The following is a 16,257-nucleotide window of genomic DNA, read 5'->3' on the forward strand; positions in this document are numbered from 1 at the left end:
CTATCGAGGGTTACGCCCGTGCCTCTCATCCCGCTTTCCGCCCATCCCCAAGACGCCGAGGAGACCGCCGAGATCTGCGTGATCGGCGCCGGGATCGCGGGTCTCCTGCTCGCCCGCCGCCTCGCCGGCAGGGGAAGACGGGTCGTCGTTCTGGAAAGCGGCGGCGCGACGCTGGAGCCGACGGCGCAGGCGCTCAACGAAATCGACAATCCCTCCGGCGCCTATACCCGCGCCCTGACGGGGCGCTATCGCGCGCTCGGCGGCTCCTCCGTCAAGTGGGGCGGGCGGATGCTCCCGATCAGCCGGCACGAGGTTTCTGCGCGGGACTATCTGTCCCTTCCCGGCTGGCCGTTGGACCGGAGCGAGCTCGACGCCTATCTGCCCGAGATCGAGAAGCTCTTCGGCATCGGCCCGAGTTCCTACGAGGCCGACCTTCTCGACACGGTGGACCGCGACGGCCGTTTGCCCCGCGACGACGGGAACCTGACGAGCCGTTTCGCCAAATGCCCCTCGTTCCGGCGCTCCAACGTGGCGACGCTTCTGGCGCGCGATATCGGCGCCCTTTCGTCCCTTCGCATCTGGCTCGACGCCACGGTCTGCGGGTTCCAGCTCGACCGTGTGGCCGGGCGCGTTCTATCCGTCGAGGCGCGCAGCCGCGCGGGGCGGACGCTGACGGTGCGGGCCGATCGCTTCGTCTTCGCGGCGGGCACGATTGAGACCACTCGCCTCCTGCTCTGGCTGGACGCCTTGTCCGAACACCGTGCCTTCGCGGATTGCCGCGTGCTGGGGCGCTATTTTCAGGATCATCTCAAAGTGAAGGTGGCCGAGATCTCGCGCGGCGACTGGCTCGGCACCAACCGGCTCTTCGCCTATCGCTTTCTGGAATCCGCGCGGCGGGACCTGCATCTTGAAACCACGGCTGCGGCGCAGCGCGAGGATGGCGCAGCCAGCGCCTTCGCCTATGTCACGATGGCGCTCAGCCAAAGCCCGCTCGGCATCGTCAAGAAGATCGTGCAGGACGTGCAGAAGCGCGACATGGACCCGCGCGACTGGGCCTCCCTCGGCCGGCACGTCCCCTTTCTCGCCCGGTCTGCCTATTGGCGCTGGGTGCGGCAGCAGCTTCTCGTGCCGCGCCATGTCGGGTTCGATCTTCAGGTCTGGATCGAGCAATTGCCTGACTGGAGCAACCAGATCCGCCTGTCGGAGAGCCGGGACAGCCTCGCCATGCCGAAGGTTCTCCTCGACTGGCGGCCGAGAGAGGCCGACGAGCGAACCTTCCGCTTCGCCATCGCCCGGATCGAGGCCTATTGGGCCCGTGCCGGGTTCGACCGAACCTGTCCCCTGTCTTGGACGCCCGCCGCATGCGACGCCTCCCGCCCGATCGCGCCACTGGCGGAAGCCTGCGCACATCCGTCGGGCACGACGCGCATGGGGACGGACCCGTGCGAGTCCGTGGTCGCCCCGGACCTCGCCTGCCACGCCATCCCCAATCTCAGCATCGCTAGCGCATCGACCTTCCCGACCGCCGGCAGCGCCAATCCGACCCTGACGATCATGGCCCTCGCCCTGCGGCTCGCCGATCATCTGATGGCCCGGCACCCCGAAGCCACGCAAAGGGCCACGATATCGGCTTGACCTTCGTTAGAGACGAGGTGGAGCGATCCTCTCGGCTTCCTGCGCGGTTGCCGGGTGATCGCCCGTCTCGTCGGCTCGCCAGCGGATGAAGCGGGCCGGCACGCCGGCCACGATCGAGAAGGGGGCGACATCGCCCGCCACCACGGCTCCCGCACCCACGATCGCCCCCTTGCCGACCGTGACGCCGGGAAGCAGGACCGCGTTCGTGCCGATATCGGCCCAGGGCTCGACCCGAACCGGCCCGATCCGAAGGTCTGTCTGCACGACCGGGATGGTGACGGGCAGCCCCGTATGAGCCGATCCCAGGACCTTGGCGCCTGGGCCCCAGCCCACGAACTCGCCGAGTTCGAGATCACGCGCGTCGAAATAGGCCTGCGGCCCGATCCAGACATGGTCGCCGATCACGCAGCGGCCGTCGAACCGCCCCTGCACGTAGACATCGGCGCCTATGAAGACGCCCTTGCCGAACTCGAAGGTCTCGGGATGCTTGAAGCCGGCGCCGCTCGAGACCTGCAGCCCGTCCGCGCAGCGGCGTGACAGGGCGCGCCAGATCAAGCGGCGCATCAGGGCGTCGACGAAGCCCTCGCCCGAAACGAAGCGGGCATAGAGATCGACCAGCCCGGCCGAGCCATAGGTGGCGGCCAGGGCTTCGCACAGGTCGCTCTCGTAGGCGGGGTCGGCCTCGACGGCTCGGCGTGCGTGAACCGCGCTGACGATCCGGCCGAGCCTGTTCCTCCCGAGCGACATGGGTCTACTCGGCCAAGGCCGCAGCCTGGCTGGCCTCGGCCGGCGCCGGTTTGTGGCGCGTGCTTCCGATGATCCGCGCCGGGACGCCTGCCACGATGGCGAAGTCGGGCACGTCGCGCGTTACGACGGCCCCGGCGCCGATGAGGGCGCCTTCGCCGATCGTGACCCCAGCCAGGATGGTGGCGTTGCTGCCGATCGAGGCGCGCTGTCCCACGCGGATGGGATGGACCTGCCAGTCGCTGTCGCCCTGCACCGTGCCGTCCTCGGTCACTGCGCTGGGATAGAGATCGTTGGTGAACATGACGCCATGGCCGATGAAGACGCCATCCTCGATCGTCACGCCCTCGCAAAGGAAGCTATGGCTGGAAATCTTGCAGTTGCGTCCGACGAAGGCGTTCCGCTGGATCTCTACGAAGGTTCCGATCCGAGAGCCGGCGCCGACATGGCAGCCATAGAGATTGACGAGATGCGGATGGTGGATCGTCACTCCATCCTCGAGGATCGGCGCCAGCGTTGTCATGATCTCACGAGTCCCCTCTGTGCTCGGTCGAAGTCGATCATGGGACGGGGATATCCGTAAAGTCGCCTTACGGAACGGAAGCGTACCGCTTTGGGCGAAGGGGGCGCCGCCTTGCTCCCAAGCGCTCCGGCAGGAGACGGGACCCTCTCGCGACCTGCCGCCTCCGGGGTCCGACGGAAGGCGAAGATCTGACCGGCGGGCGCGACGGACGCCGCCGAATGCGCACGCGCCTTGGCCTGCCTGTCCGCCGCCTTGGGAATAGCCCCGGCCGCCCTACGCCTTTTCGGCCGGGCAGGCGGGGAGCCATGACCGCCGAAGAGGGAAATTGACCGCGTTAACCAATATTTTACCAATGCTCCGACGGTTCAGACGAACCCGGATCAGGAGCGCCTGCGATGCTGACCGGACTTCCCACCCGCAACCTGGGTTCACGGTCGAACCCCGAACGGCTTACGGGAGAGCCGGCCATCGGCTGGAGCCGCTTCGGACTGTCGGTGCCCGGTCCAGACTCTCTCCTCCGGGTCCCGAGCGGCCGGTCTCTCCGGCGGGAGGAGGTCAGTCCCTATCTCCTTTCGAGGCGCAAGCGCGTTCTGGACCTGATGCTGGCCGTCGTGATCCTCGTCATCGTCCTGCCCCTGATGCTGCACATCGCGCTTCTCATCAAGCTCACCAGCCGGGGACCCGTCATCTACACACAGGAGCGCGGCGGGCTTCATCATCAGCCCTTCCAGGTCCTGAAATTTCGAACGATGATCGTCGCGCCGGAGAGGCCCGGCGGCTTTCTCCCGCAGGCCTGCCGGGGAGACCGGCGGGTGACGGCGGTCGGGCGCTGGCTGCGGCAGCTCAGCTTCGACGAACTTCCTCAACTCATCAACGTCATCCGGGGTGAGATGTCGCTGGTCGGCCCGCGTCCGCATGCGCTGAGCCACGATCTCTACTATCTCGGCCATGTCGCGGGCTACGCCAGACGCTATGCCTGCACCCCCGGCCTGACCGGACTGGCGCAGATCTCCGGCGCGCGGGGCGAGACCCTCCGCCCTTCCGACATGCAGCGCCGCGTCGCGCTGGATCTCCACTACATCCGGCACGCATCGGTCCTTTACGACCTGATGATCCTGTCCAAGACGATCGCGCTGACGTTCCACTGCCCGAACGCTTACTAGGCTGGGTCCTCGACAGGGCTCGGAGGGCAAGCCGCACGAAGCTTTCCACGAAATCTCGCCGTGCTCGGACGTCAGGTCGTCTCGCGCTGGATCAGGCGCAGCGGCAGGCATTCGCGACAGGGCGTGTCGCCGTTCGCCAGGAGGCGCCTGGACAAGAGCGCGCCCGCGCGCGCGCCGATCGCGCGACCATCTATGGCGATGGTGGAGAGGGAGGGGGACATCTCGGCGGCGAACTCGCTGTCGCCCATTCCCAGAATGGCGAGATCGTCGGGAAGCGCCAGCCCCTGCCGCCGGCTTTCCAGAACGGCGCCGATGGCAAGGAGATCGTTGGCGAAAAAGACGGCGTCGATCCTTTCGGCCGAGGCGATCAACTCGCGCAGGACGACATGGCCTTCCGACATGGAACGGACATGCTCGACCTCGCGAACGAGGGCGATCTCGGCGCCGAGTTCGCGCGCGCGCGTTTCGAAACCATGCAGCCGCAACCGCCCCCGGCCACCGCTGCGGCCGACGAAGGCGAGGCGCCTTCGCCCGCGCGCGACGAGATGCTCGGCCGCCATACGCCCGCCATCGGTGTTGGAAATGCCGACCAGCATGTCGATGGGATCGCGCGGATAGGCCCAACTTTCGACGATGGGAACGCCGAGCTCGCGCAAGGCCCGGCGATTGTCCTCCAGTTCCACCACCCCGGTAAAGAACACGGCGGCGGGCTTGAGCGCGCGCAGCGACTGAACCGCCGCCGTCTCGCGCGCATAGGAATAGGAGGTCTGGCCGATCATCAGCTGGTAGCCCGCCGCTTCCACAATCTCGGAGCAGGCGTCGGCGGCCTCGTTGTACTGCTGGCTGACGAGATTCGAGACGAAGGCGGCGACCACGGTAGACCGCCCCGATCGCAGCGCCGAGGCATGCGGATTGGAGACGTAGCCGGTGGTCTCAACCACGGCGCGCACCCGCTCCAGCGTCGCGGGCGAGACGAGGCCGGGCGAGCGCAGCGCGCGCGACACGGTGATGGGCGAAACGCCGGCCTCGCGCGCCACGTCCTCGATCCTCGGCGGACGGGCGAGGAGAGCGGCGTCATGGCCCCGCGCGGGCGCGGCGCGGCTGGCGGGCTGAACGCGAACCACCTCGTCGAATGTGGGGAGCGGCGTGGGCGCGCCCTGCGATGCCGGTTCGTTTCTCGCCTCCGTCATGCCGGGTCGCGTATCCTTTCGCTATTCGGCCGGGCCGACGATCCGCGCCACTTGGACCAGACAATCGCCGGATCGGCAATCGGTATGAAGACGGCGCGACAGGACGATGCCGCCGCGCTCGAAACGCAGCTCCGCCTCCGGCAGGTCGAGCCGTTCGAAATCGTGATACCAGCCGGCGAGATCGCCCGCCTCGACGCGGTCCCCCAGCGTCACCGCCGGCTCGAACCAGCCGCGCCGTGTCGCGAAGATCGCCTGTTCGTGGCTTTCCAGGGCGAGGATCGTCATCTCCTCGAAAGTGCCGGGATCGGTGCCGAAAGGCGGCGTCTCGACGAGGCCGAGCTTGACGAGGAGATTGTCGAGCGCGCGCTCGGTGCCCCTGACGCTGGCGCGGGTCGCCGTGCCGCCGCCGCCGAACTCGCCGGACAGGCCGATCGCCCCCGCGCGCGCCGCCGCCGCCATGGAGGTCGGCGCGTCGGCGCCGTTCTCGGCGATGAAACCGTAGGCGAGGCCCATGGCCTTCATGAGTCCCAGCGCGCGGGCGAAGCGCTCCGGCGGCCCCTGCCGCTCGATCAGCGCGCAGGGCAGATGCTCCATCGAGGTGCCGCCGGAATGGAGGTCCACCACCACATCATGGCGCGGGAAAAGCGTATGCTCCAGGAAATGCGCCATGCGGAAGGTCGGCGTGCCCGATGGGTCGCCCGGAAAGGCGCGGTTGAGATTGCCTTCGTCCAGCGGCGAGCGGCGGCGCGCCGCCATGACGGCGGGATGGTTGGCGAAGGGTAGGATCGTCAGCTCGCCTCGGATCATTTCCGGCTCGATGCGACGGATGAGGCGGGTCAGGCAAATCTCGCCCTCGTACTCGTCGCCGTGATTGCCGGCCATGAGCAGGACGCGCGGCCCGGCGCCGTTGCGAATGCGGCAGATCGGGACCTTGACCTGATAATAGGGCGAGCGATCGACCGAGAAGGGAATGCCGAGATAGGACAAGACCTTGCCGTTCCGCTCGAAGTCGATCGAATGAAAGAGACCGGTGTGCATGAAAGCCTCCGCCGGGGAGCGCATGCGCTCGCCCGGCCGTCAGGGGGAATCGGACGGCGGCGGTCGCCGCCGTCAAGGCACGAAGGCCGGGGTCACAGGGTCGGAAGCGGAGCGGCTTCCTTGAACCACTTCATCTGCAGCGCCTGCAGCTTGCCGTTCATGCGGTTGGTGAAGAGGTCGGTGTTCAGCCAGTTCAGAAGGTTCTGCTCTCCCTGCGCCACCGCCGCATGGGCTGGCGATTGGCGAATGGCGAATTTCAGCGCGACGCTGGCGTCCGCACCCGAAACGTTGAGCGCGATGGCGCTGTTCTCGGCGAACATCTCGACCTGGCCGGCGCGGAAGGCGGCGATGGCGCTCGGCGCATCCTCGAAGCGGACGATCTGCGCGCCCTTGGCGTTGTCGGTCAGCCAGACGTCGAGCGTCGAGCCCTTGGCGACCGCGATCGAATGACCGGCGAGGTCGTCGGGCTTCTCGAAGCTCGGCGTGTCCGCCTTGCCGTAGACGCCGAGCTGCACCGCGACATAGGGCTGCGAGAACATGACCTGCTGGGCGCGCTCGGGCGTGGCGCCGGCGGCGGCCACCAGCACGTCGATCTTGTCGGACAGGAGGCTGGGGATGCGGCTTGGGCCCGTCACTTCCACGATCTCGAGCGTCACGCCCATGTCGGCGGCCATCAGCTTGGCGAGTTCGACGTCGAAGCCCGTCAACTCGCCCGAGCCGTCCTTGAAGCCCCAAGGCGCGGAATCGGCGAGAACGCCGATGCGCAGCGTTCCGGCGGACAGGACGTCCTGCAACTTGTCGGCGAAGGCCGCGCCCGCCGGCAGGATGGCGAGGGTGAAGGCGGTGGCGGCGAGAAGGGTGCGGAAGGCGCGCATGGGCTGGGGTCCTGATGTGGGGGAAGGGAAGGGGAAATCAGTGCTGCGAGGCGCCGATGAAGCTTCTGAGCTCCGGCGTCTTCGGCCCGGCGAAGATCTCGGCCGGCGGCCCGTGCTCCCAGACGCGGCCTTCGTGCATGAAGACGATCTGGGAGGCGACGTTGCGGGCGAAGTTCATCTCGTGGGTGACGAGGATCATGGTCATGCCCTGGCGGGCCAAGTCCTCCATCACTTTAAGAACCTCGCCGACGAGCTCGGGGTCGAGCGCCGAGGTGACCTCGTCGAACAGCATGAGGTGCGGCTCCATGGCCAGGCACCGGGCGATCGCCACGCGCTGCTGCTGGCCGCCCGAAAGCTCGGCGGGATAGCTGTCGATCTTGGCTTCCAGCCCGACCTGGGCGAGCACGCGCCGCGCCAGCTCGCGCGCGGCCCCGCCCTTCGCCACGCGGCCGCGAAGGCCAGGGGCGAGCGTGATGTTCTTCTCGACGCTGAGATGGGGGAAGAGATTGAACTGCTGGAACACGATGCCGACGCGCTGACGCAGCTTCCGCAGGTCCGTCGTGCGGGCATGGACGATCTCGTTCTCGATGCGGATCTCGCCGCCGTCGATCGCATCCAGCCCGTTGATGCAGCGAAGCAGAGTGGATTTGCCCGAGCCGGAGCGGCCGATGATCGTGACGATTTCGCCCTTCTCGATCGGCAGGGTGACGCCCTTCAGAACCTCGAGCTTGCCGAAGGTCTTGCGGACGTCTCTGATGTCAACGAGCGCCATTGAGGCGATCCTCCAGGGAACGCGACCAGAGGGTCAGCGGGAAACAGATGGCGAAATAGACGGCGGCGACGCAGGCATAGGCGGCAAGCGGCTGGAAGGTCGCCGCCGAGGCGATCTGCCCGGCGCGCGCCAGTTCCACGAAGCCGACGATCGAGGCGAGCGAGGTGTTCTTCACGAGCTGGACGAGGAAGCCGACCGTCGCTGGCAGGGCGAGGCGGAAGGCCTGCGGTCCGATCACGTGGCGGAACTGCTCCCAGCCGGTGAGGCCCAAGCAGGCCCCGGCCTCCCACTGCGCGGCGGGAATGGCCTGGATCGCGCCGCGCCAGATCTCGCCCAGAAACGCCGCCGTGTAGAGCGCGAAGGCGACGGTGACCGAGGCCAGCGCCGAGACCTGCACGCCGGTCAGAACCGGCAGACCGAAATAGAAGAACATGATGAGGCCGAGAACCGGCACGCCCTGGACGATCTGGAGAAAGCCCGTGGCGATCCAGCGCGAGGCACCGGCCCGCGCGGTGCGCGCCAGCGCCAGCAGAAGCGCGAAGGGCGCACCGAGAGCGAGGCTGAGCGCGACGAGAACCAGCGTCCAGCGCAGGGCCGCGAGAATGGTGAGAACGTCCTGTGGGGTGAAGCCGCGCATGACCTGTTTCCTCAGCGCCCGGTCGGCCAGCGGAAGGCGAGGCGCTCCACCGCGAAGAAGGCGCCCCTCATGAGAAGAACGAGCGCCAGATAGATCGCGCAGACGACGGCATAGACTTCGAAGGAGCGATAGGTGCGGCTTTCCACGAAGCCGGCGGCATGGAACAGCTCCTCGGCCGAGACCTGCGATGCGAGCGATGTGCCCAGAAACAGGAGCACGATCTGGCTGGTCAGCGACGGGAAGACGTTGCGCAGAGCCGGCGGCAGGATGACGTGGCGAAACACCTCCCAGCGCGTCATTCCCAGACACTGGCCGGCTTCGAGCTGGCTGCGCGGAATGGAGGCCAGCCCGGATCGCAGGATCTCGGTGGCATGGGCGCCGAAATAGATCGAGAGCGCGGTCGCCGCCGCATAGACCGGCGGCAACCGCAGCCCGGCGAAGGGCAGCACGAAGAAGATCAGGAAGATCTGGATCAGCGTCGGCGTGTTGCGGATGATCTCGACATAGGCCCGCACGGCGAGGCGCAGGGACGCGAAACGGCTCTGGGCGGCGCTGGCGCACAGCGCGCCGATCGCAAGGCCCGCCACGGTCGCGATCAGGGTGAGGAGGAGCGTGACGAGGACGCCGTGCAGGAGCACGTCGTCATAGCGCCAGAGCTGGGAGAAGTTCAGTCGGTTCATCAGCCATCGGGTCAAGCGAGGGGGCAGGAGGCGGGGCGCTCTCGGAGGAGCGACCGGCACCGTGCGATGGACAAAAGGGCGACCCGTCCGACCAAATGGACAGATATTAGGCGGGCCACATTTTTCATCGTGACAACGTTGTCATAGCTGGCAGCACGATGATAACGTTGTCAAGCAGCCTCTCGTCCGAAACTTCATCACAAGCCTGTGGAGACGTTCATGACAGTGCAGTCCCCGACCTCACGCCGCATCGCCCTCCTGACAGCGAGCGCCGCCTGTCTGGCCTTCTCAGCAGGGCTTCTTGGAGCAAGCGGGGCCGAGGCCGCCGCCAACTGCGTCAAGGGCGACCGCAAGGCGCCCTATACCGTGGGCTGGGCCAACATCTATTCGGTGCCGACCTGGATGAAGCAGACCGAAGGCACGATCACCGCCGAGGTCGAGGAATTGAAGAAGGACGGTCGCGTCAAGGACTTGATGGTGACCGACGCGCAGGGCAACGCTCAGACGCAGATCCAGCAGATCCAGTCGATGATCGACGCCAATGTGGACGCGATCATCGTCATCGCCGGTTCCTCCACCGCGCTCGACCGCGTCATCTCGGACGCCTGCGACAAGGGGATCGCGGTGGTGAACTTCGACAGTTTGGTCGATACCGACAAGGTGACCGCGAAGATCAACACCGATTCCAACGAGTGGGGCTCCAAGGCTGCTCAATGGATGGTGGACCAGCTTGGCGGCAAGGGCCGGATCATCGTCATGAACGGTCCGGCCGGCGTTTCGGTCAGCGACGACCGGCGCAAGGGCGCCCAGCCCGTGCTCGACGCCAACAAGGGCCTCGAAATCATCACCGAGACCAACACCGAATACAACGTCGCCCCGGCGCAGGAGGCGATGACCAGCCTTCTCTTCGCCAATCCCGAGATCGACGGCGTCCTCTCGCTCGGCGGCGCGCTTTCGGCCGGCGCTCTGCTCGCCTTCGACCGGCAGGGCCGCGATCCCGTGCCGACCACGGGCGAGAACGCCCGCCAGTTTTTGGAGCTCTGGAAGGAAAAGGGCATCAAGGGCTGGGCGACGATGCAGCCCAACTGGCTGGGCGCGCTCGCCGTCTACACGGCGGTTCAGGCGCTGGACGGCAAGCCGGTGCCCGCCTTCGTCAAGGTTCCTCTGCCGGTGATCGACGATTCCACGATCGACACCTATCTCGCCCGCGCCAGCGAGTTCCCCGCCGACGGCTACATCTATTCCAGCTACGATAAGGCGCTCTTCGACAAGCTCCTGGCGCAGTAAGGCCGGCGGCTCGGGAGGGGTGGCCATGCCGGATCAGGCAAGGGAAGAGGACCGCGGAGCCGCGATCCTGGAGGCTCGCGGCGTGCACCGCGGCTTCTTCGGCAATCCGGTTCTGAAAGGCGTCGACATCGCGCTTCGCCCCGGCCGGGTTCATGCGCTGCTGGGCGAGAACGGCGCCGGCAAGTCCACGCTCATCAATCTCCTCTCCGGCGCGCTGGCGCCGGATGCAGGAGACATCCGCGTCGACGGGCGCCCGGTCACGGGCTTCTCGCCCGCCGCCGCGCGCGAGGCGGGCATCGCCGTGGTGAGTCAGGAACTCAGCCTCGCGGCCGATCTCTCGATCGCCGAGAATATCGGCCTCGGCGCCTATCCCCGCCGGTTCGGGCTGGTGGACTATCGGGCCCTGGGGGAGGGCGTCCAGCGGGTCTGCCGGCTCGTCGGCATCGAGGAGCCGCCGGAAACCCCGGTCGGCGCCCTATCGCTGGGGCGCCGGCAGATGGTGGAGATCGCCAAGGCCCTGTTCCGCCGGCCTCGCGTTCTCATTTTGGACGAGCCGACCTCCTCGCTCTCGGCCCATGAGGCCGGCATCCTCGCCGGTCTCGTACGGCAGCTGGCGGGGGAGGGGCTGGCGCTTCTCTACATCTCGCACCGGTTGAACGAGGTTCTGGCGCTCTGCTCCCATGTCACCATCCTGAAGGACGGCGTGGTGACGGCCGACCGCTCGCTTGAAGGCGTCGAGCCGGATGCGCTGGTGAAGCTCATGGTCGGGCGAGACGCCGATCATCTCTTCCCGGCCTGGACGCCCTCCCCCGGCGAGACGCTGATCCGGCTGGAGGGCTTCTGCGCCGGTGCCGTGCGGGACGTCGACTTCGAGGCGCGGCGCGGCGAGGTGATCGGCATCGGCGGCCTGGTGGGGCAGGGCCAGGAGGATCTTCTGCAAGGGCTCTACGGCGCCATTCCCGCCCGCGCCAAATCCGTGCAACTTGCCGGCGGCGCGGTGCTGCCCGGCAGCGTGGAAGCGGCCAATCGGCTGGGCCTTGCCTATGTCCCGGCCGACCGCAAGCGCGAGAGCCTCGTGCTTCCCCATTCCATCGCCGTGAACCTCACCCTTCCCTCCATCGCGCGCCTTGCCCGCTCCGGCTTTCGCGACCGGGCGGCCGAGGCCGGGCTCGTCGCCGATCTCTCGCAGCGCCTCGCCATCAAGGGCGATCCGTCGCGGCCGGTTCAGGCTCTGTCGGGCGGCAACCAGCAGAAGGTGGCGCTCGCCAAATGGCTGCCGCTTCGCCCTTCGATCCTCCTGCTCAACGACCCCACGCGTGGTGTCGATCTCGACACAAAACGCGAGATCTACCGCATGCTGCGGGACCTCGCCGCCGGCGGGACCCTGGTTCTGCTTCTCTCCTCCGACACGCCCGAACTCGTCCATCTCTGCGACCGGGTCACCGTGTTTCGCGAGGGGCGGGTGGCCGGCCACCTGAAGGGCGCCGAGATCACCGAGGAGGCCATCGTCGGCGCCGCGCTGGGCCTTGGCCAGCAGGAGACCGCCGCATGAGCCGCTCGCCTCGCTCCCTTTACGGCGCGGTCCAGCGCGGCCGAAACCGAGGTCTCGGCGGGCTCTATCTCCTCGTCGCCGCGCTGCTCCTCGTCTATGTCTGGCTCTTCCCCGGCGTGCTCGGCCTGTCCGGCTTTTCCAAGTTCACGCAGAACTGGCTGCCGCTGGCGCTCGTCACCATGGCGCAGGCGCTCCTGATGCTGAACGGCGGCATCTCGCTCGCCATCGGCCCCATGGTCAGCCTCGGCGCCGTGATCGCCGCCACCAGCATGGCGGGGCCGCTCGGCGTGCCCGGCGCGATCCTCCTCGTCGTTCTGGCGGGGCTCGGCATCGGCGCCGTGTTCGGCGCCATCGTCGCCCTGTTCCGCCTGCCGGCGATCATCGTCACGCTCGCCGGCTCCTTCATCGTCGGCGGGGGCGCGCTTCTCGTCCTGCCGCGCCCTGGCGGCTTCATTCCGGCCTGGTTCTCCGACGCGCTGGCCGGCCACCAGCCGACCGCCTTCGCCGTCCTGCTTCTCGTCGTCGCCGGCTGGAAGCTGTTTCTGGCGACGCCGCTCGGCCTCGGCCTCTATGCCGCCGGCGACAATCCGCTCGGCGCCTTCCGCTCCGGCGTGCCGGTAGAGCGCGTGCGCATCATGGCCTTCGCCCTGTCGGGGCTCCTCACCGCGCTCGCCGGGCTCTTCGTCGCGGCGCAGACCGGCTCGGGCGATCCGGTGATCGGCACACCCATGACGCTGAACTCGATTGCCGGCGCGGTGCTCGGCGGCGTCGGCTTTCTCGGCGGGCACGGCACGATGCGCGGGGCGCTTGCCGGCAGCCTGCTTCTCACGGTGATGATCAACGTCATGTTCTTTCTCGGCTTCCCGCCCGTCGCGCAATATGTGGCGCAGGGGCTCATCATCGTCGGCGCCGTGGCCGTTCCCGAACTCCTCGCCCGGTATGGCGCATGAGGCCCGCCCCGCTCGCTCGCCTTGCCGGGCGCCCCTGGCTCCTCACCTTCGCTCTCGTCGCCCTGGTCTGGCTCGTTGCCGGCCTGACCCTGCGGGGCTTCGGCAGCGGGGGCCATCTGCGCTATCTCCTCGAACTCAGCGCCGTGATCGGCATCGCCGCCGCCGGGCAGACGCTGGTGGTGATCGCCGGTGGCATCGACCTGTCGGTCGGTGCGGTCATCACGGTCTCGGCCATCCTCCTGCCGCTGCTTTCGCCGGCGGCCGATCCGACCGGCCTCCTTGGCGTCGTCCTGACGCTGGCGCTCGCCACGGGGATCGGCTGTCTCAACGGCGCGGGGGCGGCCTATCTGCGCGTGCCGCCCATCATCATGACGCTGGCCATGGCGACCTTTCTGCAAGGGCTGCTCATCATCGTGGCGGGCGGCAGCGCCGTTTCGGTGGGCAATCCGGCGGTGATCTGGCTGGGGTCGGCGCGGCCCTTCGGCCTGCCGGCGGGTGTCATCCTCTGGGCGCTCGTCTCGTTGGGGGTGCTTCTCGTCATCCATCGCGCACCCTTCGGCGCGCGGCTGATGGCGATCGGCGCCAATCCGCTGGCCTCGCGCCTGTCGGGCCTTGGCGTCGAGCGCGCGAGCCTTCGCCTCTACGCCGCCTCCGGCTTCTGTTCGGGCCTTGCCGGCATCCTGGTGCTCGGCATGAACCGGCAGGGCTACGCCGGCATCGGCGAGCCCTATCTGCTCACCTCGATCGCGGCGGTCGTTCTCGGCGGCACCTCGATCCTCGGCGGGCGCGGCACCTATGCCGGCACCATTCCCGGCGCGATCCTGCTCGTCACCACTTCGGCGCTGATCACCGTGGTGAACGCCTCGCCCGGCTGGCGCGCCATCATGTTCGGCTCGTTGATTCTGGCCTTGCTTCTGATCTCCGGCCGCGAGGCGCGCCGATGAGCGCCTATGCCGGGCCGGTGATCGACCCGCATCACCATCTCTGGGATCTCGCGCTCGACTGCCATCCCTGGCTCCGCAAGCGCCCGGAGGGCGGGGACATGGTCTTCGGCTCGATCGAGCCGATCCGCCGGACCTATCGCCGCGAACATTACGCCCGAGACGCCGCACGGCAGACCATCGTCGCCACCGTGCATGTGGAAGCCGGCTGGCGCGAGGACGATCCCTTGAGTGAAACGCGCTGGCTGGAGAGCCAAGCGGACGATCGGATCGCCCGCCGCCTCGTCGCCCGTGTTCCACTTGCCCACCCCCGAGCCGAAGCCTTTCTGGAAGCGGAGGCCGCGCGCCCGCGCGTCGTCGGCATTCGCGACATCGTGAGTTGGGACCTCGATCCCGCCAAGTGTTTCGCGCACCGCCCCGGCCTTATGAGCGATCCCGCCTGGCGAAACGGCCTGCGAGCGGCGACGCGGCTCGGCCTCGTCTTCGACCTCATGCTCTATCCCCCGCAGATGGCAGAGGCGCAGCGCCTCGTGGCCGACTTTCCCGATACGCTTTTTGTCCTGAACCATTGCGGGAGCCCGGCCGACCGGAGCCCGGAGGGGATGCGTCTTTGGGCGGAGGGTCTACGCGCGCTCGCGCAGGCGCCGAACCTGCGCCTCAAGCTCTCCGATCCCGTCGCCTACGATCCGCACTGGACGGAGGAGAGCCTGCGCCGGGTCATCGCGCATGGGATCGACTGTTTCGGGCCGGACCGCGCCATGTTCGCCAGCGACTTCCCCGTCACCGGCCTCCATGCCTCCTTCGACGCGATCTATGGCGTCTTCCGCGCTATAGCCGCCGACCTCTCGCCGAGCGAGCAGGCCGCGCTCTTCTTCGACACCGCCAACCGTACCTACCGGCTGGGCCTCCATCGCTCGGCCTTTCCCTCCAGAGATATCGCTAGAGACCCCGTATGAGCCAGTTGCTGCCCTTCGACACCGATCCGCTGATCGACGATCGCATTCGGGGCTTCCCGCCCGGCCACGCGCCGCTGCCACTGTCCGCGATCGGGGGCAGGGGCTGGCGCCCCGAGGGCGGAACCATGGCGCTGCCGCTCCTGTCGCTGGATCGCACAGCCTTCGACGGCAATGTCGCGCTCATGATGCGCGCCGTGCGCGAGGCGGGGGCCGCCATCGCCCCGCATGCCAAGACGCCCATGTCGCCCGAGCTGGCCCGCCGCCTTGTTGAGGCTGGTGCCTGGGGCACGACGGTCGCCGATATCCGGCAGGCCTCGGTGATGCTGAAGGCCGGCCTTAAGCGGCTGATCCTCGCCAACGAGATCGGCGGCGCGGCCGCCGCCCGTCGCCTCGCCGCGCTTTTGGCCGGCCATCCCGACGCGGAACTCCATATTTTCGTCGATTCGGTGGAACTCGTCCGGCATCTCGCGGAGGTCTGGGCCGCTCGGGACGATCTGCCGTCGCTCGGCCTCCTGGTGGAACTCGGGCTCGGACGCGCCGGCCTGCGCACGCCCGAGGCGGCGGAAAAGGTGCTGGCGGCGGCCTTGGCCGCCGAGACGCCGCGCCTGCGCGTTTCCGGCACGGGCGCCTATGAGGGTGCGGCGGCGACCGCCGATGCGGCTCAGACGCGCGCCCGCATCGACGCGCTGATGGCGGCGACGGCGGCGTTCCACCAAAGCTTGCGCGCGCGTGTCGGGCTGGAGCGCCCGCTGATCCTGACGGCGGGCGGCTCGGTCTTCTTCGATCTCGTCCTGTCCGGCCTGCGCGAGGTGTTGGCGGGCGACCCCGCGACAAGGCTCGTCCTTCGCAGCGGCGCCATCTTCTTCCACGATCACGGCATCTACGAGCGCGGCATGGTGGCTTTGGATGCGCGCGCCGGTCTGGTCGTGGACGGCAAGCCGGTGTCGGTCGCGCAAGGCTTCCGCCCGGCGCTACGTGTCTGGGCCGAAATCCTGTCGGTGCCCGAGCCGGGGCTCGCCATCGCGGGCATGGGTCTGCGCGACGTCGCGATCGACCAAGGCCTGCCCACGCCCCTCCGGAGCTTTCGCGACGGGGCTCTGACGCCGGGCGCGGAGGGCGCGAGCGTCCTTCGCCTCAACGATCAGCATGCGTTCCTGGCGATCGGGGAGGGCCGCGACATCCGGCCGGGCGATGTGGTCGAATTCGGCCTGTCGCATCCCTGCACCTGTCTCGACCGGCATGCCATCCTCTACGAACTGGGGGAGGACGGCACGGTCGCCGGGGCCTTGGCCCTGCGCTTCGGCTGAGAGGAGG

16 protein-coding genes are annotated in these 16,257 nt (G+C 68.3%); 8 read left to right on the forward strand and 8 right to left on the reverse strand.

All coding sequences use genetic code 11. The annotated features are described in order from the left end of the window. Positions 1-18 precede the first annotated feature (18 nt). Positions 19-1,635, forward strand: a complete 1,617-nt coding sequence (locus M673_RS17935; RefSeq protein ID WP_061978077.1) for a GMC oxidoreductase — start codon at positions 19-21, stop codon at positions 1,633-1,635. 6 nt (positions 1,636-1,641) lie between these two features. Here M673_RS17935 and M673_RS17940 read toward each other — a convergent pair whose 3' ends face one another. Together M673_RS17940 and M673_RS17945 are read right to left on the reverse strand one after the other, a co-directional pair. Beyond that, positions 1,642-2,382: an acyltransferase gene (locus M673_RS17940; protein WP_061978078.1), complete on the reverse strand. Its 741-nt coding sequence runs from the start codon at positions 2,380-2,382 to the stop codon at positions 1,642-1,644. A 4-nt stretch (positions 2,383-2,386) separates the two neighbouring features. Next, a complete protein-coding gene (locus M673_RS17945) occupies positions 2,387-2,902 on the reverse strand; it encodes an acyltransferase (RefSeq protein WP_061978079.1) in 516 nt (171 codons plus the stop codon). 395 nt (positions 2,903-3,297) lie between these two features. Between M673_RS17945 and M673_RS17950 the strand changes: the two genes are divergently transcribed. Further along, positions 3,298-4,065: a sugar transferase gene (locus M673_RS17950; protein ID WP_082639816.1), complete on the forward strand. Its 768-nt coding sequence runs from the start codon at positions 3,298-3,300 to the stop codon at positions 4,063-4,065. A gap of 71 nt (positions 4,066-4,136) precedes the next feature. Here the strand turns inward: M673_RS17950 and M673_RS17955 are convergent, their stop codons facing one another. From M673_RS17955 to M673_RS17980, 6 genes are all read right to left on the reverse strand, one after another. Next, a complete protein-coding gene (locus M673_RS17955) occupies positions 4,137-5,255 on the reverse strand; it encodes a LacI family DNA-binding transcriptional regulator (protein WP_061978080.1) in 1,119 nt (372 codons plus the stop codon). Between the two features lie 21 nt (positions 5,256-5,276). Next, positions 5,277-6,293: a succinylglutamate desuccinylase/aspartoacylase family protein gene (locus M673_RS17960; protein WP_061978292.1), complete on the reverse strand. Its 1,017-nt coding sequence runs from the start codon at positions 6,291-6,293 to the stop codon at positions 5,277-5,279. Between the two features lie 92 nt (positions 6,294-6,385). After that, complete coding sequence (locus tag M673_RS17965; protein ID WP_061978081.1) at positions 6,386-7,168, reverse strand: transporter substrate-binding domain-containing protein; 783 nt, start codon at positions 7,166-7,168, stop codon at positions 6,386-6,388. A 37-nt stretch (positions 7,169-7,205) separates the two neighbouring features. After that, complete coding sequence (locus M673_RS17970) at positions 7,206-7,940, reverse strand: amino acid ABC transporter ATP-binding protein (protein ID WP_061978082.1); 735 nt, start codon at positions 7,938-7,940, stop codon at positions 7,206-7,208. Then, complete coding sequence (locus tag M673_RS17975) at positions 7,927-8,577, reverse strand: amino acid ABC transporter permease (RefSeq protein WP_061978083.1); 651 nt, start codon at positions 8,575-8,577, stop codon at positions 7,927-7,929. The genes M673_RS17970 and M673_RS17975 overlap by 14 nt, the downstream gene beginning before the upstream one ends. An 11-nt stretch (positions 8,578-8,588) precedes the next feature. Then, positions 8,589-9,257, reverse strand: a complete 669-nt coding sequence (locus M673_RS17980) for an amino acid ABC transporter permease (RefSeq protein WP_148640180.1) — start codon at positions 9,255-9,257, stop codon at positions 8,589-8,591. Between the two features lie 219 nt (positions 9,258-9,476). Here M673_RS17980 and M673_RS17985 point away from each other — a divergent pair, with 219 nt between their 5' ends. Genes M673_RS17985 through M673_RS18010 form a run of 6 tightly spaced genes read left to right on the forward strand, consistent with a single transcriptional unit; the run spans position 9,477 to position 16,250 of the window. Further along, positions 9,477-10,544: an ABC transporter substrate-binding protein gene (locus tag M673_RS17985; RefSeq protein WP_061978294.1), complete on the forward strand. Its 1,068-nt coding sequence runs from the start codon at positions 9,477-9,479 to the stop codon at positions 10,542-10,544. 25 nt (positions 10,545-10,569) lie between these two features. Then, the gene (locus M673_RS17990; RefSeq protein ID WP_061978084.1) at positions 10,570-12,096 is read left to right on the forward strand and encodes a sugar ABC transporter ATP-binding protein; all 1,527 of its coding nucleotides are present in this window, start codon (positions 10,570-10,572) and stop codon (positions 12,094-12,096) included. Beyond that, on the forward strand, positions 12,093-13,046 hold the full coding sequence (locus tag M673_RS17995) for an ABC transporter permease (RefSeq protein ID WP_061978085.1): 954 nt from the start codon (positions 12,093-12,095) through the stop codon (positions 13,044-13,046). Before M673_RS17990 ends, M673_RS17995 begins: the two co-directional genes overlap by 4 nt. Then, positions 13,043-13,990 carry an ABC transporter permease gene (locus M673_RS18000; RefSeq protein WP_061978086.1) on the forward strand — a complete coding sequence of 316 codons (948 nt, stop codon included), beginning with the start codon at positions 13,043-13,045 and terminating at the stop codon, positions 13,988-13,990. Before M673_RS17995 ends, M673_RS18000 begins: the two co-directional genes overlap by 4 nt. Further along, entirely contained in the window at positions 13,987-14,943 is a 957-nt protein-coding gene (locus tag M673_RS18005; RefSeq protein ID WP_061978087.1) for an amidohydrolase family protein, read from the forward strand. The genes M673_RS18000 and M673_RS18005 overlap by 4 nt, the downstream gene beginning before the upstream one ends. After that, entirely contained in the window at positions 14,940-16,250 is a 1,311-nt protein-coding gene (locus M673_RS18010; RefSeq protein ID WP_061978088.1) for an alanine racemase, read from the forward strand. Before M673_RS18005 ends, M673_RS18010 begins: the two co-directional genes overlap by 4 nt. The last annotated feature ends 7 nt before the right edge of the window (positions 16,251-16,257 follow it).

This window comes from Aureimonas sp. AU20, from assembly GCF_001442755.1.
Classification (GTDB): domain Bacteria; phylum Pseudomonadota; class Alphaproteobacteria; order Rhizobiales; family Rhizobiaceae; genus Aureimonas.